Source organism: Candidatus Spongiisocius sp., from assembly GCF_965221825.1.
GTDB lineage: Bacteria > Actinomycetota > Acidimicrobiia > Spongiisociales > Spongiisociaceae > Spongiisocius.
On sequence record NZ_OZ244917.1, the window covers coordinates 2601829 to 2624595 of the forward strand.

The 22767-nt window shown below is 66.6% G+C and carries 17 protein-coding genes; 14 read left to right on the forward strand and 3 right to left on the reverse strand.

Annotated features, from left to right (window positions below; all coding sequences use genetic code 11):
* Positions 1–163: 163 nt before the first annotated feature.
* From rplJ to rpoC, 4 genes are all read left to right on the forward strand, one after another.
* Positions 164–685, forward strand: coding sequence for a 50S ribosomal protein L10 (gene rplJ / locus ACOQPD_RS12170; protein ID WP_420612222.1), 522 nt, complete (start codon positions 164–166; stop codon positions 683–685).
* A 65-nt stretch (positions 686–750) separates the two neighbouring features.
* On the forward strand, positions 751–1137 hold the full coding sequence (gene rplL, locus ACOQPD_RS12175) for a 50S ribosomal protein L7/L12 (protein ID WP_420612223.1): 387 nt from the start codon (positions 751–753) through the stop codon (positions 1135–1137).
* Positions 1138–1591: 454 nt separating this feature from the next.
* Positions 1592–4960 (forward strand): DNA-directed RNA polymerase subunit beta, encoded by a 3369-nt coding sequence (rpoB, locus tag ACOQPD_RS12180; protein ID WP_420612224.1) that lies wholly within the window; start codon positions 1592–1594, stop codon positions 4958–4960.
* Positions 4961–5043: 83 nt separating this feature from the next.
* Positions 5044–9012: a DNA-directed RNA polymerase subunit beta' gene (rpoC, locus tag ACOQPD_RS12185; RefSeq protein ID WP_420614388.1), complete on the forward strand. Its 3969-nt coding sequence runs from the start codon at positions 5044–5046 to the stop codon at positions 9010–9012.
* 222 nt (positions 9013–9234) lie between these two features.
* On the opposite strand, the gene ACOQPD_RS12190 is transcribed toward rpoC, so the two are convergent.
* Complete coding sequence (locus tag ACOQPD_RS12190) at positions 9235–10281, reverse strand: mannose-1-phosphate guanylyltransferase (protein WP_420612225.1); 1047 nt, start codon at positions 10279–10281, stop codon at positions 9235–9237.
* Positions 10282–10287: 6 nt separating this feature from the next.
* Positions 10288–11283: an HD domain-containing protein gene (locus ACOQPD_RS12195; RefSeq protein ID WP_420612226.1), complete on the reverse strand. Its 996-nt coding sequence runs from the start codon at positions 11281–11283 to the stop codon at positions 10288–10290.
* Between the two features lie 62 nt (positions 11284–11345).
* On the opposite strand from ACOQPD_RS12195, the gene dnaX reads away from it, so the two are divergent.
* The 10 genes from dnaX (at position 11346) to ACOQPD_RS12245 (ending at position 21730) form a co-directional block, all read left to right on the forward strand.
* Entirely contained in the window at positions 11346–13163 is a 1818-nt protein-coding gene (dnaX, locus tag ACOQPD_RS12200; protein ID WP_420612227.1) for a DNA polymerase III subunit gamma/tau, read from the forward strand.
* Between the two features lie 269 nt (positions 13164–13432).
* Positions 13433–14068, forward strand: a complete 636-nt coding sequence (recR, locus tag ACOQPD_RS12205; RefSeq protein WP_420612228.1) for a recombination mediator RecR — start codon at positions 13433–13435, stop codon at positions 14066–14068.
* Between the two features lie 84 nt (positions 14069–14152).
* A complete protein-coding gene (gene metX, locus ACOQPD_RS12210; protein ID WP_420612230.1) occupies positions 14153–15310 on the forward strand; it encodes a homoserine O-acetyltransferase MetX in 1158 nt (385 codons plus the stop codon).
* Between the two features lie 31 nt (positions 15311–15341).
* Positions 15342–16616 carry an O-acetylhomoserine aminocarboxypropyltransferase/cysteine synthase family protein gene (locus ACOQPD_RS12215; RefSeq protein ID WP_420612231.1) on the forward strand — a complete coding sequence of 425 codons (1275 nt, stop codon included), beginning with the start codon at positions 15342–15344 and terminating at the stop codon, positions 16614–16616.
* Between the two features lies 1 nt (position 16617).
* A complete protein-coding gene (locus ACOQPD_RS12220; RefSeq protein WP_420612232.1) occupies positions 16618–17097 on the forward strand; it encodes a CoA-binding protein in 480 nt (159 codons plus the stop codon).
* 146 nt (positions 17098–17243) lie between these two features.
* Positions 17244–19076 carry a molecular chaperone DnaK gene (gene dnaK, locus ACOQPD_RS12225; RefSeq protein ID WP_420612233.1) on the forward strand — a complete coding sequence of 611 codons (1833 nt, stop codon included), beginning with the start codon at positions 17244–17246 and terminating at the stop codon, positions 19074–19076.
* A complete protein-coding gene (locus ACOQPD_RS12230) occupies positions 19073–19735 on the forward strand; it encodes a nucleotide exchange factor GrpE (protein ID WP_420612234.1) in 663 nt (220 codons plus the stop codon). Before dnaK ends, ACOQPD_RS12230 begins: the two co-directional genes overlap by 4 nt.
* A 19-nt stretch (positions 19736–19754) precedes the next feature.
* Positions 19755–20846: a molecular chaperone DnaJ gene (dnaJ, locus tag ACOQPD_RS12235; protein WP_420612235.1), complete on the forward strand. Its 1092-nt coding sequence runs from the start codon at positions 19755–19757 to the stop codon at positions 20844–20846.
* 10 nt (positions 20847–20856) lie between these two features.
* On the forward strand, positions 20857–21273 hold the full coding sequence (locus tag ACOQPD_RS12240; RefSeq protein ID WP_420612236.1) for a heat shock protein transcriptional repressor HspR: 417 nt from the start codon (positions 20857–20859) through the stop codon (positions 21271–21273).
* 13 nt (positions 21274–21286) lie between these two features.
* A complete protein-coding gene (locus ACOQPD_RS12245; protein WP_420612237.1) occupies positions 21287–21730 on the forward strand; it encodes a DUF3151 family protein in 444 nt (147 codons plus the stop codon).
* Positions 21731–21805: 75 nt separating this feature from the next.
* Here the strand turns inward: ACOQPD_RS12245 and ACOQPD_RS12250 are convergent, their stop codons facing one another.
* Positions 21806–22765: a hypothetical protein gene (locus ACOQPD_RS12250; RefSeq protein ID WP_420612238.1), complete on the reverse strand. Its 960-nt coding sequence runs from the start codon at positions 22763–22765 to the stop codon at positions 21806–21808.
* Positions 22766–22767: the final 2 nt, after the last annotated feature.

A 22767-nucleotide genomic window follows, 5' to 3' on the forward strand; every position in this document is an offset into this window, starting at 1 on the left:
TACCCGTCACGGGTGTAAAGCAATCCGGGAGGATTCGCCTGCCGAGGTCGGATCGGGGCATTCGTCTCGTTTCCTCCTTGCTGTCCCTGCGCCCGTAGGGCGCGCGGCCTGGCACCAGCAAAGTCGCGGCCGACCCGCGACCCGCAATCCAGCGGAGGAACTCATGCCACGACCCGACAAGGTCCAGGCTGTCGAAGACATCAAGGGTTACTTCTCGGCCTCGTCCTCTTCGTTCCTGACCGAGTACCGCAGCCTGCCGGTAGCGGCCCAGCAGGAACTTCGCCGGACCCTCAGGGAAGCCGGGGCGAGATACCGGGTTCTGAAGATGACGCTCACCAAGCGAGCCCTGCACGATCTGGGCCACGAAGACCTCGACGAGTGGCTCACGGGACCGACCGCCGTGGCCTTCGTCGAAGACGATCCGGTTCTGGCGGCCAAGGCACTGGTCGCCTTCAGCCGGGACAACGAGGGCCTGGTCATCAAGGCCGGCATGCTCGACGGCCGGTACATCGGGGCCGAACAGGTAGCGCGCCTGGCCACCCTGGACAGCCGGGACGTCCTGCTCTCCAAAGTCGCCGGGGCCTTCAACGCGCCCCTGGCCAGAGGCGCCTCGCTGCTGGGTTCCTTCACGAGGAATGCAGCCTCGATGTTCTCGCAGTTGCTCGAAAAAAAGGAAGAGGAATAAGGCCGGACCCGGGCGCGACTTCGCTGCGGGCTGAGGCCGAACGAACGGAATCTAGGAGGATGGCAATGGCCACGATGACTACTGAAGAACTGTTGGGTGTGTTCGAGGGGATGACGGTCCTCGAACTCAAGGAGTTCCTCGATGCCTTCGAGGAGCACTTCGACGTGACCGCGGCAGCGCCGATGGCGATGGCCGTCGCGGCCGGGGACGGCGCCGGCGCCGAGGAGGCCGCCGAGGAGCAGACCGAGTTCGACGTGGTGCTCACCGGATCTGGCGACAAGAAGATCCAGGTCATCAAGGAAGTCCGGGCCATGACCAGTCTCGGGCTCAAGGAGGCCAAGGCCGTTGTGGACGGGCTTCCCAGCACAGTCCTCGAGGCGGTCTCCAAGGAGGAGGCAGGCGCCGCCAAGGAGAAGATCGAGGCGGTCGGAGGCTCCGTAGAGATCCGCTAGAAGGGCGAGCGGCCGCATCCGGTCGGCCTGATGGGCGTATACCCGGGTCGGTGGACACCGGGCCCGGGGTGCCCAAGTCCTCCTACTACACCGAGGTGCGGTCCGGGTTCCGGCAGGAAATGGTTGACGGCTGCTCCGGCCTCCCGTTAACATCACCACGAAGTGGACGGCATCGCCCGTAGGGTGCAGCGACGGGAGCCCGTCGATAGGAGTTGACTCCGGCCTAAGGCTTATGGTTTTAGGTCGGCTTCGTCGCGTGCTAAACTTCCGGCTTGCTGTGCCCTATGGTGTCGGGAGAGCGCGCGTACTTCACACATTCCGCCTTGTGGTGACCGATATTCGGGAGAGCACGGTGATCGTTCGTGTCCGTAGTGGCGTTGTATCACGGATGAATCGGGTCAAGTGAGTCGAGCTGGCCGGTGGTTGTCGGCCAGGTGTCTATTAGGAGGAAGCTTTGGCCATAGCCCGCGCTGCTGATCGTCTGTCATTCTCCAAGATTCCAGAGGTCAGCCCCCTGCCCGACCTCATCGCGGTCCAGCGTGAGTCCTTCAACTGGTTCCTCGAGCAAGGCCTCAGCCGCATCTTCCGCCAGCTGTCGCCCATCGAGGACTTCGGCGGGCAGCTGGCTCTCGACCTGAGCGACCACTACTTCGGCGATCCGCTGATGACCGAGGAGGAGGCGAAGGAGCGGGACACGAGCTACTCCAAGCCCCTGCACGTGATCGCCCGGTTCGTGAACCGCAACACCGGGGAGATCAAGGAACAGAGGGTCTTCCTCGGCGACTTCCCGATGATGACCCGCAACGGCACGTTCATCATCAACGGCACCGAGCGGGTCGTGGTGAGCCAGCTGGTGCGGTCCCCCGGCGTGTACTTCGACCACTCGGTGGACAAGGCATCCGACAAGGATGTCTACGGCGCCAAGGTGATACCGGGCCAGGGCGCCTGGATGCAGTTCGACATCGACAAGCGCGAGACGGTCGGCGTGCGGGTGGATCGCAAGCGGCGCCAGTACATCACGTCGTTCGTGAGGGCGCTGGGCATCGCCGAGACCGATGACGAGATACTCCGCCTGTTCCACGACGCCGAGGTCATCGCCAACACCCTGGAGAAGGATCCGGTGCCCGATGTCGACGAGGCGATGCTCGACTTCTACCGGAAGCAGCGCCCCGGCGAGCCGACCACCCTGGACTCGGCCAAAGGCCTGATCGGCTCGATCTTCTTCAACACGAAGCGTTACGACCTCACGGAGGTGGGCCGCTACAAGGTCAACCAGAAGTTCGAGAACCCGGATGGACACTCATCCGAGAACGGTCTCTTCACCCCCGACGACTTCATCGACACCATCCGCTACCTGATCCACCTCCAGCAACGCAAAGAGACCATCACCACCCGGGCCGGCAACGAGGTGGCGGTCCGGACCGACGACACGGACCACTTCGGCAACCGCCGGGTGAGGACGGTCGGGGAGCTGGTCCAGAACCAGATCCGGGTGGGTCTGAGCCGGATGGAACGCCAGGTCAGGGAGCGGATGTCCACCCAGGATCCGGACTCCATCACGCCCACCTCCCTCATCAACATCCGGCCTGTGGTGGGTTCTATCAAGGAGTTCTTCGGATCCAGCCAGCTGAGCCAGTTCATGGACCAGCCCAACCCGCTGGCCGGGCTCACCCATCGGAGGCGCCTGTCGGCGCTGGGTCCGGGCGGCGTGTCGCGGGAGCGGGCGGGCTTCGAGGTCCGGGACGTCCATCCGTCCCACTACGGGCGCATGTGCCCCATCGAGACCCCGGAAGGTCCCAACATCGGGTTGATCGGGTCCCTCGCCAGCTATGCCCGGGTCAATCGGTTCGGCTTTATCGAGACCCCCTACCGCGAGGTCAAGGACGGTCAGGTGACCGATGTCACCAAGCACCTGACCGCCTCGGAGGAGGAACGTTACGTGATCGCCCAGGCCAACTCGGAGTTGAACCTGGACGGCACCTTCGTACGGGACCGGGTCCTGGTGCGCCGGGCCGGCGGGGAGATCGACCGGGTGCCGCCCAGGGACGTCGACTTCATGGACATCTCGCCCAAGCAGATCGTCTCGGTGGCCACCTCCCTGATCCCGTTCCTCGAGCACGACGACGCCAACCGGGCGCTCATGGGCTCCAACATGCAACGCCAGGCGGTCCCCCTGCTCCGGTCAGAGGCGCCTCTGGTGGGCACGGGAGTGGAGGCCCGGGCGGCCCAGGACTCCGGTGATCTGATCACCTCCGAGGTCGCGGGCGTGGTGACCTCCGTCAACGGTGACGAGATCGTCATCACCGAGACCGGCGCCGATGAGGAGCACCGCTACCGGCTCCGCAAGTTCGAGCGCTCCAACCAGGGCACCTCGATCAACCAGAAGCCGGTGGTGGATGTGGGCGATGAGGTGTCGGCGGGGACCGTGATCGCCGATGGGCCCTCCACCGAGGCGGGAGAGCTGGCGCTGGGCAAGAACCTGCTGGCCGCCTTCATGCCATGGAAGGGCCACAACTTCGAGGACGCCATAGTCCTCAGCGAGCGCCTGGTGAAGAACGACGTGCTGACCTCGATCCACATCGAGGAGTACGAGGTCGACGCTCGCGACACCAAGCTGGGCGCCGAGGAGATCACCCGCGATATTCCGAACGTGGCCGAGGAGGTACTCAAGGACCTCGACGACGAGGGCGTTATCCGCGTGGGCGCCAATGTGGGTCCCGGCGACTACCTGGTCGGCAAGGTGACTCCCAAGGGCGAGACCGAGATGACTCCCGAGGAGCGCCTGCTAAGGGCCATCTTCGGCGAGAAGGCCCGCGAGGTCAGGGACTCCTCCCTCAAGGTTCCCCACGGCGAGTCCGGCAAGGTGATCGATGTGCGGGTCTACCGGCGGGCGGAGGGCTTCGACGATCTCCAGCCCGGGGTCAACGAGCTGGTGCGGGTGTACGTGGCCAGCCAGCGAAAGATCTCCGAGGGGGACAAGCTCGCCGGCCGGCACGGCAACAAGGGCGTGATCGCCAAGATCCTCCCGGAGGAGGACATGCCCTTCCTCGAGGATGGGACCCCCATCGACATCGTGCTGTCGCCGCTGGGCGTTCCATCCCGGATGAACCTGGGCCAGGTGCTGGAGACCCATCTCGGCTGGGCCGCTGCACAGGGCTGGCGCCCTTTCAAGAGCGATACCCCGGCGGCGGAAGGCAGGCCGCCCCGATCTCGTGTGGCCACGCCCGTGTTCGACGGCGCCCGCCAGAGCGAGATACGCGACGTCATCGCCAACAGCCTCCCCAACCGGGACGGGTTGCGCCTGGTGGGGAACGACGGTAAGGCGGTCCTCTACGACGGGCGGAGCGGGCGGCCCTTCGATACGACCATCACGGTGGGATTCCTCTACATCCTCAAGCTGGTCCACCTGGTGGACGACAAGCTCCATGCCCGTTCGACCGGCCCCTACTCGATGATCACCCAGCAGCCGTTGGGGGGCAAGGCGCAATTCGGCGGCCAGCGCTTCGGAGAGATGGAGGTGTGGGCCCTCGAGGCCTACGGCGCCGCCTACGCCCTCCAGGAGCTGCTGACCATCAAGTCGGACGATGTCCTGGGCCGGGTCAAGGTCTACGAGTCGATAGTGAAGGGCGACAACATACCCGAACCGGGGATCCCGGAATCCTTCAAGGTGCTAATCAAAGAGATGCAGAGCCTGTGTCTCAACGTAGAGCTGCTGTCGGCGGGAGAGGAAGTCCAGTTCAGAGACCTGGACGAGGACCTCTATCGCACGTCGGAGTCGCTCGGAATCGATCTGTCGCGTCCGGAGCGCAGGGAAGAAGGTTGACAAGCGTGGATTGGGGTCAAACACCTGACCGGTTCAGTAGGTACGGGAGCTTCCAGGCTTCCTCCGGCGCGCCCTCGAGGGATGTGTTCGACGAGCTCAAGATCGGCTTGGCCTCGCCCGAACAGATCCGTTCCTGGTCGTTCGGAGAGGTGAAGAAGCCGGAGACCATCAACTACCGGACTCTCAAGCCGGAGAAGGAGGGTCTGTTCGACGAGCGCATCTTCGGTCCCCAGAAGGACTGGGAGTGCGCCTGCGGCAAGTACAAGCGCATCCGTTACCGGGGCATCACCTGCGAGAAGTGCAACGTGGAGGTCACCCGGAGCAAGGTGCGCCGGGAGCGCATGGGCCATATCGAGTTGGCCGCTCCGGTCACCCACATCTGGTTCTTCAAGGGTGTTCCCTCCCGCCTCGGCTACCTGCTCGACATGTCGCCCAAGGAACTAGAGAAGGTCATCTACTTCGCCTCATACGTGGTCACCGAGCTCGACGAGAGGAGGCGTCTCTCCGATCTGCCCGATCTCGAGACCGAGATGGAGACCGCCATCGAGCTTGAGCAGGAGGACTTCGACGAGTGGCGGGAGGCCCGTCTCCAGCGGCACGAGGAAGAGATCCGGCGCATGGAGGAGGGGGGCGCCAAGCCCCAGGAGATCACGCAACGGCGCCGCGAGGTCGAACGTGAGGTCACGGACCGCGAGTACAGGTGCGAGCGGGAGTGCGAGCTCTACCGGGAGGCCTTCGAGACCTTCCGCAGCCTGAAGCCCAAGACGCTGGTGGAGTCGGAGCAGCTGTGGCGGATGCTCTACGACCAGTATTCGGACTACTTCTCCGGAGGCATGGGCGCCGAGGCGGTCAAGGCACTGCTGAGGCGGATCGACCTGGATGCCGAGATGGCCATGCTCAAGGAGAACCTGGTCGCCACATCTGCCCAGCGCCGCCACCGGGCGACCCAGCGGATCAAGGTGGTCAAGCCGTTCTGGGAGGGCAGGCACGCTCCCCGGAGCATGATCGTGGAGTCGGTGCCGGTGATCCCGCCCGATCTCCGACCGATGGTCCAGCTGGACGGCGGTCGGTTCGCCACCTCGGATCTGAACGATCTCTACCGGCGGGTCATCAACCGCAACAACCGGCTGAAGCGACTCCTCGACCTGAACGCTCCCGAGATCATCGTCAACAACGAGAAGCGCATGCTCCAGGAGGCGGTGGACGCCCTGTTCGACAACGGTCGGCGGGGCAAGGCCGTCACGGGCCAGGGCAACCGGCCTCTCAAGTCCCTGACCGACATGCTGAAGGGCAAGCAGGGCCGGTTCCGCCAGAACCTGCTGGGCAAGCGGGTGGACTACTCCGGTCGCTCGGTGATCGTGGTGGGACCGCAGCTCAGGCTCCATCAGTGCGGCCTGCCCAAGGTGATGGCCCTGGAGTTGTTCAAGCCCTTCGTCATGAAGCGGCTGGTCGACCGGGACATCGCCCAGAACATCAAGTCCGCCAAGCGCATGGTGGAGCGCCGCCGTCCCCAGGTCTGGGACGTGCTCAAGGAAGTGATCCAGGAGCACCCGGTGCTGCTCAACCGCGCTCCCACGCTGCACAGGTTGGGTATCCAGGCCTTCGAACCGATCCTGGTCGAGGGCAAGGCCATCCAGATACACCCCCTGGTGTGCGAGGCGTTCAACGCCGACTTCGATGGAGACCAGATGGCAGTGCACCTGCCGCTGTCAGCCGAGGCTCAGGCCGAGGCGCGGATCCTGATGCTCTCCACCAACAACGTCCTCTCGCCGGCCAGCGGTCACCCGATCGTGGCGCCGTCCCAGGACATGGTGATCGGTATCTACTACCTGTCCGAGAAGGTGGAGGACGCCAAGGGGGCCGGCCGGGTGTTCGCCGACCCGGACGAGGCCCTGATGGCCTACGACCTTGGCGAGATATCCCTGCACGCCCCGATCAAGCTGCGCCTGGGCGAGATCGCCGGTGATCCGGAGCTGCATGCCGAGCTCAAGGACTTCATCCCGAACCTCATCACCGAGACGCCGGCGGACGGTAGCGCGCTTTTCGAGACCACTCTCGGACGGACCCTGCTCAACCAGGCCATGCCTCCGGACTTCCCCATCCTCGATGCGGTCGTGCTGAAGGGCGACCTCAAGGTGCTGATCGCCGAGATCATCGAGCGGTACGGGAAGAACGTGGTCCAGCGGACCCTGGACGGGCTAAAGGAGTTGGGATTCGATTACTCGACCAGGTCCGGGCTGACCATGGGACTCCGGGACGTCCGGGCGCCTGGTGACAAGCAGAAGATCCTCAACCGGCACCAGAAGCGGGCCGACGATGTCGATCGCCAGTACCAGCGGGGCGTCATGACCCAGGCCGAGCTCAATCAGGAGTTGATCGAGATATGGACCGAGGCCACCGAAGAAGTGACCGCCTCCATGGAGAAGACCCTGGCCAGCGACCCCTTCAACCCGATCGACATGATGGTGAAATCGGGCGCCCGGGGGAACAGGATGCAGGTTCGCCAGATCGCCGGTATGCGTGGCCTGGTGGCCAACCCGAAGGGTGACATCATCCCCCGTCCGATCAAGGCCAACTTCCTGGAGGGCCTGACCGTGCTGGAGTACTTCATCTCCACCCACGGCGCCCGGAAGGGCCTGGCCGACACCGCGCTCCGAACGGCGGACTCGGGCTACCTGACCCGCCGCCTGGTCGACGTGTCACAGGAGATCATCGTCCAGGAGGAGGAATCGGAGGATCGGGGCATTCGCATTCCCATCAGGCTCTTGGAGGGCAACGAGTGGCAGCTGATCCGCAACCTGCGGAATCGCGTCTACGGACGGGTACTGGTCGACGACGTGCTGGTGGACGGCGAGCCCGTGGTCACCAAGGACGGGCGCGAGTTGGTGGCCGGAGAGGTCCTCGACCGCTACGCGATGGTGGCCCTGGAGGCCGCATCGGAGGTCCGGAGCGTGCGGGTGCGCTCGCCCCTGACCGACGAGATAACCCACGGAATAAGCCAGGCCTCATACGGACTGAGCATGGCTACCGGCCGGATGGTCGAGCCCGGCGAGGCGGTCGGGATCATGGCCGCCCAGTCGATCGGCGAGCCGGGAACGCAGTTGACCATGCGTACGTTCCACACCGGCGGAGTGGCCGGATTGGACATCACCCACGGCCTTCCCAGGGTGGTCGAGCTCTTCGAGGCCCGTTCCCCCAAGGGGAAGGCGGTGCTCTCCGAGGTCGGTGGCATGATCCGGATCGAGGAAACGGATGAGGGCGGACGGGCCATCGTGGTCGAGTCCTCGGAAGGCGAGACGCAGTACGAGGTTTCCCGCCGAGCCCGCCTGACGGTTCGCAACGGCCAGGAGATCCCGCCGGGTACTCCCCTGACGGAGGGTCCGCTCGATCCCAAGCAAGTGCTCGAGATCCAGGGAGTCAGGGCCTGCCAGCAGTACCTGGTACAGCAGGTCCAGGAGGTCTACCGGAGCCAGGGTGTGGATATCCACGACAAGCACATCGAGATGATCGTGCGGCAGATGTTGCGCCGTGTCCGGATTGCCAGCGCGAACGACTCGGACTTCCTGCCTCTCCAACTGGTCGACCAGGGAGAGTTTCGCGAGGAGAACCGCCGCCTGGTGGCTGACGGCAAGCACCCGGCCGAGGGGCGGCCCGAGTTGATGGGGATAACCAAGGCATCCCTGGCTACGGATTCGTGGCTGTCGGCAGCCTCGTTCCAGGAGACGACCCGGGTACTCACCGAGGCGGCCATCAACGGTCGCTCGGACCACCTGCGGGGCCTCAAGGAGAACGTGATCATCGGCAAGCTGATTCCGGCGGGCACGGGAGCGACCCGTTACCAGTCCATCCAGCCGGATCTTCCGGAGGCAAGCGTGCTCCCCTCGAACCTCGGCGCCGACTGGCTGGCATCCCTCCAGATGCCTGGCGAGGAGGGCGAGCCGAACGGGGAACTCGCCGAGCACGGGGACACGGGCGCCGGGGTCGGCTTCCGCGAACCCGAAGACAGTCTCGTCTCCAGCGATCCGGCGCCTGCGCCGTCGACGGTCGAGTGACCTGAGGGGCCGCGCCTGTACCAGTGGCTTGTAGTGGCCAGTGGCCGGTTGCCAGTGGCCGGTTTGCGACCTTGAGAGGTAGTCGAGTTCCTCCGGCCCCCGGGCCTGGTGTCTTGCTCCTAACAGTCCCGTGTTACAACACTCACTGACCACTGACCACTGACCACTGACCACTGACCACTGACCACTGACCACTGACCACTGACCACTACGGGCTGTCCCTCAGTCCGGTTGGTCCCGGCTCAGTTCCGGTGGCCTGACGTCCTGGGCCCGGTCCATGGCCGCGACGAGGACCGCGTCTCCGGTATCCACCACGATCACCCCGTCGAGGCCGACTACCAGGACGGGCCGCTCCCCGGCGGAGACGTAGCTGGACGACACCGAGCGCACCTCGGCGGGCCCGGTCACCATGTTCCCTTCCTGGTCACGGCTTGCCATTTCCCAGAGAGCGGCCCATGACCCCAGGTCGGACCACCCCGCCTCGAGGGGCACCATGGCGCCGTGGCGGGTGTGCTCCATCACGATCCGGTCTATGGAGCCTTCCGGACAGGCCGAGAACGCCTGGCTGTCCAGCACGACCGGGCCATTGTCGCTCTCGTCGCCGAGCGCGGCCCGGACCTGGTGGATCATGCCGGGACTCGCCGACCGCAGCTCGTCCACGAAGGTACCGGCCCGGAACAGGAACATGCCGGAGTTCCATGAGTAGCGTCCCGAATCGAGGTAGCGGCGGGCGGTGGGACGGTCGGGCTTCTCCCGGAACGAGGCGATCCGGATCACACCCGGGATGCCGGCGACAGCAGGCCCGTGCTCGATGTAGCCGTATCCGGTCTCGGGCCGGTCCGGCGCAACCCCGAAGGTGACCAGCCAGCCGGCGCGGGCGGCTTCCACGGCTCGCTCCACCGCCTCCACGAACGCCTCGGTGTCCTCGATGGCATGGTCGGCGGGGAGCACCAGCAGCAGGTCATCCACCGCGGAGAGCAGCGCCGCGGCGGCCGCGGCAGGGGCTGTGCTGCGCCCCACCGGCTCCAGCACTCCTCTGAAGCCGCTCACCCCGATCTCGGCCAGATGATCCGATACGGGCGGGTACAGGTCCTCACCGCACACGATGATCGGGTCCGCCGCCTCCGCGAGGCGGCCGGCGCGCAGGACGGTTTGCTGCAACATCGAATGTCCACCTGTCACTCGGGCCAGAGGCTTGGGATGCTCCGGCCGTGACAGCGGCCACAGCCGGGTGCCCGATCCTCCCGCCAGGATTACCGGTCTGAGCATCTCGCCCTACCCGCAGCGGGCCGCGTGGACCCGGTTGGCGAAGCGATCGGTCATGCCCGCCACGTAGTCGACCGCCCTACGCAGGGGAGAATCGGACAGCCGCGCGGAGCCCGGTATCTCGGAAGGATGGGCCTCGTAGTAGCGGACCAGGTCCTGGACCACTCCCATGGCGCGCCTCCGTAGCGGCTGTCCTTCGGCGCGAAGGTAGACCCGCTGGAACATGAAGTTCCGCAGATCGTCCATGGCCTCGGCCACGTCGGGCGCCATCCGGACCCTGCCGGCGCTGATCGAGCCGTCGACCACCGCATGCACCATCGCGGTCACCCAGCGGCCGTGCTGGTCGCCGAGCAGGGCTTGCGCCCGGAAGGGCAGATCCCGGTAGCGGATGATCTCGGCCCTCATGGCATCGATGGGATCGTGGCTCAGGTAGGCGATCCGATCGGCGTAGCGGCACAGGGCCCCCTCCGGGGTGGCGGGTCCCTCCTCGACTCGCCACGGGTGGGCGCGGATGCCGTCCCGCGTCTCCCAGGTGAGGTTGAGCGGCTCGATCACCGACAGGACCCGCACGGAGTGATCGGCATGAACCCAACCCTCGTCGAGGATCTCGTCGAGGGCGTCCTCCCCGGTATGACCGAAAGGGGCGTGCCCGATGTCGTGACCCAGGCAGATGGCCTCGGTCAAGGACTCGTTCAGGCCGAGCGCCACCGCCATCGAGCGGCCGATCTGGGCGACCTGGAGCGTGTGGGTGAGCCTGGTGACGAAGTGGTCGTTGCCGGGGTCGATGAACACCTGGGTCTTGCGAGCCAGCCGCCGGAAGGCGTTGGAGTGGACGATGCGGTCGCGGTCCCGTTCGTATGAGGTGCGCAGCGGGTCCGGTTCCTCAGGCCTTTCCCGGCCCTTGGACTCGCTCGCCTTGGTGGCGGCGGGTGCCAGCCGTTGGAATTCGAATCTCTCTCGAGTCTCGCGAGCAACGTGCAGGAAGGGTTCCGCATGGACGACCACGCTCCGACGATAGCGAGGCCGCCCTGGTTGCCGGCCCGGTACGGAGGAGTACGCTTCCGGCGATGGACTACCAAGCGCTCTACCGCAAGTACCGGCCGCAGCGCTTCGACCAGGTCATCGGCCAGGACCATGTCACCGTGACCCTGGCCCGGGAAATTGCCGAGGGCCGGGTGGCCCACGCCTACCTGTTCACCGGTCCCAGGGGCACGGGCAAGACCACGACCGCCCGCCTGCTGGCCATGGCCCTGAACTGTCCCGACCGGAGTTCGGACAGCGAACCGTGCGGCGCCTGCCCGTCCTGCTCCGGTGTGGCGTCATCCGTCTCCATGGACGTGATGGAACTCGATGCCGCCTCCCATAACAAGGTGGAGGACATAAGGGATCTCAAGGCCGGCGTGTCCACGGTGGCGTCGGTGGGGGGCGCCCGGCGGGTGTTCATCCTCGACGAAGCCCACATGCTCACCAAGTCGGCCGCCAACGCCCTGCTCAAGACCCTGGAGGAGCCGCCCGATCACGTGCATTTCGTTCTGGCCACCACCGAGCCCTACCGGTTGCTCGACACGGTCCGTTCCCGGAGCCAGCGGTTCGACTTCCACCTCGTGCCCACGGACACGCTGACCAGCCACCTGAGGGGGATCGCCGAGGCCGAGGGATTCGAGGCCACTGACGGCGCTCTGCTGGCGGTGGCTCGGCGAGCCGCCGGGTCGGTCCGGGACTCGTTGAGCCTCCTGGAGCAGGTGGCCGCCCGCGACGGTACCGTCACGGAGGAAGGCGTCCAGGCGGCTCTCGGGGTGGCAGGACCCGAGTCGCTCATGAAGCTGGTGGATGCGGTTGCGGACGAGGCGCCGGCCGCGGCCCTCGAGCTGGTGGCTCACCTGTCGGCCGGCGGAGTCGACCTGCGGCGCTTTGCCGGCGATGTCCTGGGGTTCTTCCGGGGGGTCTTTCTCGCCCACTACAGCTCCAACCTGAAGGATCTCACCGACGAGCCGCCCGATGTGATCGAGCGCTGGCGGGAGGTGGCGGGCCGGATCCCGCCCGCGTCGGTGACGAGGTCGATCGACCTGCTGGGAGAGGCGCTGGTCAAGCTCAGGGAGGGCCGGGACGAGCGCATGATGCTGGAGTTGGCGGTCCTGAGGCTATCCCGCCCGGAGCTGGATGACCGCCCGGAGGCACTGCTACGGCGGATCGAGCGGCTCGAGAAGGGCCGACCGGCCGCGCCCGCCCGCGCCACGACGGCCGCCACCCCCCGGGCCGCCCCGGTCGCCGATCAGGCTGAACCCCCGGCCGCGCCCACCCGCGCCACTCCCCGGGCCGTCCCGGTCGCCGATGGGGCCGAACCTCCGGCCCCTGCACCTGCGGCGCCATCGGCGTCCGTTCCGGCGTCTGCCCCGCCATCCGATCGGCCACTCACCTATGGGGACCTCGACCGAGTCTGGCCACAACTCAAGAACACGGTGATCGAAGAGGTCGGTTCCAGGACGGGGGCCTACTTCCGCGACGTCGTCCCGGGGGGAGTGGAAGGATCCACACTGGTGCTGTCCGTCCCGTACGAGTTCCACCACCGGGCTCTCTCATCCGACAACGAGTTGGCCGCGCTGCTCGCTCGGGTGGCGGGAGACCTGCTCGCCCGGCCGGTGACCATCAAACTGAGGCTCGATGTCGCAGAGCCCGAGGGGGGGAGCGGCCGTGGTCGCGACCCGGCCCCGCCCCTACCGGATCCGGCGCCCGAGCCCGAACCGGAGCCGCCCGCTCCGGCCGAGCCGACCAGCGCAGCCCGAGAGCCTGCCCCGCCGGAGGTTGACCCGGCGGCGGCGATGCAGCAGGCGGAACTGCTGCTCGAGTCCGAGTTCAACGTCCGGGAGGTCCAGCCGGACTCTTAATCGTGGTCACTCTGTGTTGCGGCGGCGTGATCTGGACCGCCATCGACGCCTCTGGCTGCGTCCTGCCTCCTCAACGTACCCTGCGGGTACGCCTTCGTCAGCAAGTCCTTGCCATAGACGCCGCTGGCGGCGCCAGACTCCACCGCCGCGCCACAGACCGACCACGGGAATCCGTCGTAACAAACGAACGCGCATTGTGTGAACACGCCGGTCGTCGTCCGGCGGATGCGACGGTTTCGTCACTCCCACCGACTAGCCTGGTCAGGCTGATGTTCGAGCGTCCCGTTCAACGACTTATCGACGAGCTGAGCAGGCTTCCCGGGGTGGGTCGCAAGTCGGCCCAGCGCCTCGCCTTCCACCTGCTGAACGTCGAGGAGGCCGACGCCCGTCGCCTGGCCGCGGCGATTATCGACCTGCGCGAGCAGACATCCTCCTGCTCCCGCTGTTACAACGTCACCGCCGGCGCGGAGTGCTCGATCTGCCTCGATCCTCGCCGCGAGCCGGGGTACATCTGCGTGGTCGAGCGGGTCCAGGACATCGCGGTCATCGAGCGCACGCGCGAGTTCGCCGGCCAGTACCACGTGCTGGGCGGCGCCCTCTCGCCCATCGACGGGATCGGACCCTCCCAGCTCCGGATCGAGGAACTCGAGCTCCGGATCGAGGAACTCCGGGACCGATGCCCGGACAACGGCGCGGGGAGGACCGGAGAGCGGCGGATCGAGATCATCATCGCCACCAATCCCACCATCGAGGGCGACACCACCGCCATGTACCTGGCGCGACGCTTCAAGCCCTTCGGGATAACCGTCACCCGTCCCGCCAGCGGCCTTCCGGTCGGGGGCGACATGGACTACGCCGACGAGATCACCCTCGGCAGGGCTCTCGCGGACCGGCGGGAGCTGTAGAGGATCCGTCCCGTCGCCGATGTTCGGGATAGCCGGATAGCTTGATATCGTATGCGCCGATCCAGAGGCGCTCGGAATGGACTCATGGGCAAAGGCATCGGACCGGTAGAGACGCGGTTCTTCACGTTCGGCAGCGAAAAAGATCCGTTCGTCTGCGCGGACGGCGGGGAACTGCCCGAGGTCACCCTGGCCTACGAGATCTACGGTGAGCTCAACGAGGCCGGCGACAACGCCATCCTCCTCTTCCACGCCCTCACCGGCAGTCACCACGCGGCAGGAGAGAACCGCGACTACACCGGCGCCGAGGATCGCTGGACCGAAGAGGTGCATACCGGCTGGTGGGACGACTTCATCGGGCCGGGCCGCTCCCTGAACACCGACAAGTTCGCGGTGATCTGCGCCAACTGGCTGGGTCACTGCTACGGCACCACCGGCCCCGCCAGCATCAACCCGCTCACCGGCAAGCCGTACGGACCGGACTTCCCGCTGGTGTCGGCGGGCGACACGGTCCGGGCCCATTTCCGGCTGCTGGACCACCTCGGCGTGAAGCAGCTTCATGCGGTGGTCGGGGGCAGCGTGGGCGGGATGATGTGCCTCGACGTGGCGGTCCGCTACCCCGGACGGGTGCGCTTCGTCGTTCCCATCGCGGCAGGCCTGCGAGCCACCACCCTCCATGTGATCCATGACTTCGAGCAGATCAACGCCATCTACAACGACCCGGACTTCAACGGGGGCCACTACTACGACGGGCCGCGGCCCGACGCCGGCCTCGCCCTCGCCCGGATGATCGGCCACAAGACGTTCGTGTCGCTGGACCAGATGAAGAAGCGGGCCAGGGGAGAGGTGGCCGAATCCGTGGATCGGGTGCGGCTTCCCATCGAGAGCTACATGTGGCACCAGGGCCAGAAGTTCGTCAAGCGCTTCGACGCCAATGCCTACCTGCGGACCATGTGGGCCTGGCAGGACTTCGATCTGTACGCGGACGCGGAGCGCGAGGAGAAGACGCTCCGGGAGATGCTGGCAGCCGGAGACCACAAGTACCTGGTCTTCTCGATCGACTCCGACGTGTGCTACTACCCGGGCGAGCAGAAGGAGCTGGCCGAGGAGTTGAAGGCGGCGGGCGTGGACTTCAACTGGATCACCGTGCACTCGGAGAAGGGTCACGACGCCTTCCTGCTCGAGCCGCACCTGTTCGAGCCGCACCTCCGTTACCATCTGGAATCCGATTGGGATCCCTCGTGATGCCCGGGACCCCGAGCAGGAGACGCGCCACATGAGCCACGAGTTCGGCTTCGATACCCGTTCCATCCACGCCGGCCAGCGGCCGGACCCCGAGACCGGCGCGCGCGCCATGCCGATCTACCAGACCACCTCCTACGTGTTCGAGGATCCCCAGCAGGCGGCCGACCTGTTCGCCCTGCAGAGCTTCGGGAACATCTACACCAGGATCGGGAATCCCACCAACGCGGCCTTCGAGGAGCGCATGGCCTCGCTGGAGGGCGGGCTGGGCGGCCTGGCGACCTCCTCCGGCATGTCGGCCCAGATCCTGGCGATACTCACCGTATGCGAGGTGGGGGACCACATCATCGCCAACCGGTCGTTGTACGGCGGGACGTTCACCCAGTTCGACGTGACGCTGCGCCGGATGGGAATCGACACGACCTTCGTGGACACCAACGACCTCGACGCCATCGAGGCGGCCATCACCGACCGGACCCGGCTGGTCTACGGGGAGACCATCGGCAACCCGGCGGGCGATGTGCTCGACCTGGCGCCGATGGCCGAGCTGTGCCACTCCCACGGGCTGCCCCTGGTGGTGGACAACACCTTCGCCAGCCCGGCGTTGTGCCGGCCGATCGAGCACGGCGCCGACGTGGTGGTGCACTCGGCCACCAAGTTCATCAGCGGGCACGGCACCGCCATCGCCGGCGTGATCGTGGAGAACGGGGTTTTCCCGTGGAACAACGGGCGCTTCCCCGCCATCACCGAGCCGTCCCCGGCCTATCACAACCTCACCTTCTGGGACAACTTCCGGGAGTACGCCTACTTGATGAAGGCCCGCATGGAACTGATGCGGGATGTGGGAGCGGTCCTGTCGCCCTTCAACTCGTTCCTGCTGCTGATGGGGCTGGAGACGCTGGGGTTGCGGATGGAGCGCCACGTGGCCAACACCCAGGCGGTGGCCGAGTTCCTGGAGGCCGACCGCCGGGTCTCGTGGGTGTCCTATGCCGGGTTGCCCTCCCACCCCTCCCACGACCTGGCCCGCCGCTACGTTCCGGACGGGCCGGGGGCGGTGTTCACCTTCGGCACCGCCGGGGGCTACGAGGCGGGCGTGTCGTTCATCAAGCGGGTGGAGCTGGCCAGCCATCTGGCCAACGTGGGTGACGCCAAGACGCTGGTGATCCACCCTGCCAGCACCACGCACCAGCAGGTACCGCCCGAGGAGCGAGAGGCCGCCGGGGTGGGCGGCGACATGATCCGGATCTCGATCGGTCTCGAGAACATAGAGGACATTCTCTGGGACCTCGACCAGGCATTGGGGAGCTGAGATGACCGAGGTACTGGAAGCCGACGCCCGCACCCGGCTGCGGATCATCCGTGAGGCGAGATCGGTCGCCCTGGTGGGCGTGTCGGGTAACGAGCTCCGCGCGTCCAACTTCGTGGCGACCTACCTGGTCCGCACCCACCTGCGGGTGTATCCGGTCAACCCGATGTACGAAGAGGTGCTGGGGCTGAAGTGCTACAACTCGCTGGCGGAGCTTCCGGAGGTTCCCGACATCGTCGACATCTTCCGCCATCCTGACCACATCCCGGCGGTGGTGGACGAGGCGATCGCCATCGGCGCCGGAGTGGTGTGGTTCCAGCTCGGCCTTCGCCACGACGGGGCGGCCCGGACAGCCATAGACGCCGGCCTCGAGGTGGTCCAGGACCGGTGCCTCAAGATCGAGCATGCCCGTTTCTCGGGCCGTCTGAACCTGGCCGGTTTCGACACCGGAGTTATCTCCAGCAAGCGCCTCCGCGACATCTGACCCGGGCTCCAACCCATCGATCCTCTACCCGTGCTCGCGCTGGGTCACTGATGTCTGATTAACGGGAATATGATAAGGTACGACTTAGGTTATACCTATCGAACACACTGAGAAGTACGGACCAACAGTACGGAAAAGGAGTAGGCATGGCCAAGGCCGTCGGAATCGATCTGGGGACCACCAACAGCGTGATTGCGGTCCTGGAAGGCGGCGAACCGACCGTGGTCGCCAATGCCGAAGGGGCTCGCACCACCCCGTCGGTGGTGGCTTTCAAGGACGGCGAGGTCCTGATCGGTGAGGTCGCCAAGCGGCAGGCCATCACCAATCCCGATCACACCGTCCGATCCGTCAAGCGCCACATGGGGACCGACTGGTCCGTCGGCGCCGACGGCAAGTCCTACACGGCCCAGGAGGTGTCGGCCCGGACCCTGATGAAGCTGAAGCGGGATGCCGAGGCATACCTGGGGTCTCCCATCACCTCCGCAGTGGTCACCGTGCCTGCCTACTTCAACGATGCGCAGCGGCAGGCCACCAAGGAGGCGGGGCAGATCGCCGGCCTGGAGGTGTTGCGGATCGTCAACGAGCCCACCGCCGCCGCCCTGGCCTACGGTCTCGACAAGGAGGAGTCGGATCAGACCATCCTGGTATTCGATCTCGGGGGAGGCACGTTCGACGTGTCCGTCCTGGAGATCGGCGAGGGCGTGTTCGAGGTGAAGTCGACCAGCGGCGACACGCAGTTGGGCGGGGACGACTGGGATCAGGCGATCATCGATTGGCTGGTGAAGGGCTTCAAGAACGAGAACGGTGTGGATCTGGGCGCTGACAAGATGGCCGTGCAGCGGCTCAAGGAAGCCGCGGAGAAGGCCAAGATCGAGCTGTCGACCGTGCCGGAGACCGACCTCAACCTCCCGTTCATCACCGCCACTTCTGACGGGCCCCTGCACCTCCAGACGAAGCTGACCCGCTCCGAGTTCGAGAAGCTCACCGGTCATCTCGTGGGTCGGACCGAGCGTCCGTTCAAGAGAGCGGTGGCCGACGCCGGGGTGGCGGCCGACGAGATCGACCACGTGGTGCTGGTAGGCGGTTCCACCCGGATGCCGGCCATCCAGGAGCTGGTGAGGCGCCTCACCGGCAAGACCCCCCATCGTGGGGTCAACCCGGACGAGGTGGTGGCGGCAGGCGCGGCGCTCCAGGCCGGTGTGCTGACCGGCGACGTGAAGGACATCCTGTTGCTGGATGTGACGCCCCTGACGCTCGGTATCGAGACCAAGGGGAGCGTGATGACCAAGATGATCGAGCGCAACACCACCATCCCCACCAAGCGCACGGAGATCTTCACCACGGCTGATCACAACCAGCCGGAGGTCGAGATCCATGTCCTGCAGGGGGAGCGCCCGATGGCCGGCGACAACAAGAGCCTGGGCAAGTTCCGCCTGACCGGGATCCCGCCCGCCCCGATGGGCGTGCCCCAGATCGAGGTGAGCTTCGACATCGACGCCAACGGGATCGTGTCGGTCAACGCCAAGGACCTGGGCACCGGCCGCCAGCAGGCCATGACCATCACCGGTGGGACTGCCCTGTCCCCGGACGAGATCGATCGGATGGTGGAGGATGCAGAGCGCTACGCGGACGAGGACCGCCGGCGCCGGGACCTGGCGGATGCCCGCAACCGGGCCGATCAGGTTCTCAACCAGACCGCCACGCTGCTCGAGGAGCACGGCGACAAGCTCGACGACGATGAGCGGTCCGCCATCGACGAGGCGGTGGCAGCCCTGCGATCGCTCACCGAGGACGAGGCGGCATCGGCCGACGATATCCAGGCCGGCATCGACGCCCTCTTCCAGGCGTCTGCCGTCCTGGCCCAGAAAATGTACGCGTCGGAGGCGGAGGAGCAGGCCTCCGCCGGCGAGGGCCAGGAGCTGCCCGATGACGAGGACATTGTTGAGGCCGAGATCATCGACGAGGGGGAGGACGGTTGACCGGGTCCACCCGGCCGAGCGCCGATCCTTCGGGCGGCCCGCCTGAGGAGGTGATGCCGTCCGCCCCCGAAGAGGTGGTGGAGGCCGTCCTCGACGAGGGCATGCACGATCACGTCGATCGCGTGGAGCTTCCCGACGACCCGGATGAGGCCATGGCCTTCCTGATCAACGAACTGCTGGCCGTCCGGGAGGCGGCCGGGCAGGCGGAGGACAGGTGGAAGCGGTCGGTTGCCGAGTTCGACAACTACCGCAAGCGCACTGCACGGGTCCAGCAGGAGTCGGTTGCCCGAGCGTCGGAGCGCGTGATGCGCCAGCTCCTACCGGTGCTCGACAGCCTCGACGCCGCCCTGGTCATGGAGAGCCCGGACGGCGCTTCGGACGGCGGTATGCGCCAGGGGATGTCCAGCACGCGGGAGCTCCTGCTCTCCACTCTGGCTCGGGAGGGCCTCGAGCCGATCGAGGCCTCGGGCGCCGCGTTCGATCCCACCCTCCATGAGGCGGCCCAGATGGCCGAGGGGAGCGGCACGATGGTGGTGACGGCCGAGTTCCGCCGTGGCTACCTGCTCAAGGGGAAGGTCGTCAGACCTTCCCTGGTCGCGGTCGGATACGAGCCGGCCTCCCCTTCCGAGGCGGAAGCCGGGGAGGAGGATCCGGCGTGATCCTGTCCGGAGGTCGCCCGTGAACCGCGACTGGCTCGAAAAGGACTTCTACCGGCTTCTCGGGGTGGGCAAGGACGCCGACCAGGCGACCGTCAAGAAGGCGTACCGGCGCCTGGCCCAGAAGCTCCATCCGGATGCCAACCCGGACGATCCGAGTGCCGCCGAGCGTTTCAAGGAGGTCTCGGAGGCCTATTCGGTGCTGTCCGACACCGACCGTCGCCAGGAGTACGACCAGGTTCGCTCCATGGGAGCGCAGGGCTTCGGCGCAGGGGGTGGCCCGTTCGCCGGAGGGCAGGTCCGGATCGAAGACCTGTTCGCCGGCGCGGGGGGTATCGGCGACCTCTTCAACTTCAGCCGGGGCGCCAGGGGCCCCCAGCGCGGCGCCGATGTCTCGGCAAGCCTGGACCTGACCTTCGAGGAGTCGGTCCGGGGAGCTACCAGTCCGGTGCCGGTGTCGGGCGCGGTCCCGTGCGGGCGATGCTCGGGGTCCGGAGGGGAGCCCGGGACCACGGTGGACGTGTGCGGGAACTGCGGCGGCACCGGCACGGTCGCTTCCAACCAGGGTTTCTTCTCCTTCACCAACCCGTGCCCGGTGTGCGGCGGCGCCGGCAGGAACGTCGAGTCCCACTGCCGCCAGTGCGGCGGCTCGGGCCAGGAAATCCGGGCGCGCACCATCAGGGTGCGCATCCCTCCCGGTATCAAGGACGGGAACACGATCCGGCTGCGAGGCCGGGGGGCGCCCGGGCCGAGGGGCGGTCCTCCGGGGGATCTGCTGGTCAAGGTCAGCGTGGGCAAGCACCCGCTGTTCTCCCGCAAGGGCGACAACCTGACCATGAAGCTGCCGATCACGTTTACCGAGGCGGCGCTGGGCGCCAAGGTGAGGGTGGTTACGCTGAACGGGCCGGTCAAGCTCAAGATCCCGGCCGGCACACCCTCCGGCAAGACCTTCCGGATCCGCAAGGAGGGGGTGCGGAGGGACTCGGGGCGCCCCGGGGACCTGCTGGTCACGGTGCAGGTGACCGTTCCGGAGAAGCTGCCGAAGGATGCCAGGAAGCTCCTGGAGGAGTTCAAGGACAAGTACGAGACCGCCGACCCGAGAGCGCATCTCTAGGAGGTTACGGATGGCCGGCAAGAGAATCACACCCGAAATGGAGGCGGTCTACGTCATCTCGGTGGCGGCCTCTCTATCCGGCATGCATCCCCAGACCCTTCGTATCTACGAGCGAAGGGGGCTGATCGAGCCGTTCCGGACCCCGGGTGGCACCCGCCGCTATTCGGAGGCCGACCTCGAGCGTCTCTCCCTGATCCAGGAACTGACCGGCCAGGGCATCAACATCGAGGGCGTGAAGCGCATCATGGCCCTCGAAGAGGAGAACCAACTCCTGCGGGACGAGGTGAGGAGGTTGCGGCGCCAGAAGCGGGCCGCTCAGGAGACGGCGATAGCCGCAACCGAGGCGCTTCAGGAGACCAGGCGCAACCTGGCAGGGGAGATACTCGTACGCCGGGACATCCTCCGCTTCCCCGAGTTCCCCCGGTAAACGGGAGGGCACCGTGGAGTACCGGAGGGTCGAGTTCGGCGGCACCGAGCGTCCCCGAGTGGTGTTGCCCGCCCCGGATCCCGGCTTGTCCGGCCGGATCGGCTCGGCCTCGACGCTCGACGAACTCGCCCGGGTGGTCGCCGCCCATCCCGACTCGATGGATGCCTGGGCGGCGCTGGGGGAGCGCTACGAGAGGAGCGAGGCCGCGCCGGCGGACGCGGTCGCCGCCTATGCCTGCTACCGGGTGGGCTACCACCGCGGCCTGGATGCGCTACGGAAGAACGGTTGGAACGGCGCCCAGTCGGTCAGGTGGGCGGACGAACCCAACCGGGGATTCCTGCGCTGCGTGGCCGGGCTCGCCCGGATGGCCGACCGAATCGGCGAACGCCCCGAAGCCGAGCGATGCGCCCGGTTCCTCGCCGACCTGGATCCGGACTGGACCCCGTCAAACCGGTAGCCCCGATTCTCTGAGGCATCTGGTCGGTTCGATACCTCCGGGCGGTGAGGGTCGCGGCGCCCGACCGCCTTCGTCTCAAAACGGGGCGTAACCCCCAAAGGAAGGATCGAGCAGCCAATCGCGCATGACAGGATGGGCGAAGCGGAGCCTCCCGCGCCCCTCTGTCGCAACGACTCCCGTCCGTAACAGCCGCCTCCGGTAGTAGTTGACGTAGTTGCCGTCCTTGCCGAGGCGGTCTGCGATGTCTGCTACGTGCGACACCGTGTCGTCCAGCGCCATCGCGAATAGAAACTCCTTGTCAACGGGCGAGAGTGCCTTCCATACAGGTCGGACGATCTGCTCAGTGAGAACCGCCAAGGCCTCGAACATGCCGGCTTCGACGTCCCTGAGGGCGATGCTTGCCGCCGGATCGTCGCAGATGTCCCAACTGTGGAACCCGACCAGCTGCACCATGAACGGGAATCCCGCCGCGTAGTCCACCGCCAGCGCTAGTGCGTCGGCGTCGATATGGCCGCCGCTGTCCCGGATCGGACCTTCGAGGGCCAGAAGAGTGTCGTCCACGGAGAGCGCACCCAGCGAAGCACGGGCACATCGCTGGAAGAAGGTCATGCCCGTGTCGGCGAGCAACGTGTCCTCCACCTCCGGAAGCGCGGCGCCGACGAAGGCAAGCGGTCTCAGCTCCCGGCGTGTTACATGCTGGAGGGCCGTGGCGAACTCTCGCATCTCTGCAGGATCCCCGGCCTGGAGCTCATCAACAGTCACCAGCAACCCGGCACCCTGCGCGGCCATATGATCGGCGCCCGCGGTAAGAGCGGTACGTATGAGGGGAGGTATGGAGACAGGCGGAGAAGGATGGCGCTCCACCGACCCACCCACACCGAAGACCTGTACGGAGGACAGGCGAAGCTTCGACCCGTCATCAGGAAGGATGTCGCCGACGATACTGAGTAACTCGTTGCGAAACGTACCCGATGAGGCGCTCAGGGACACGACGCTCCACCCGTTGTCCCTGGCGACCACCTCGGCCGAGTTCAACA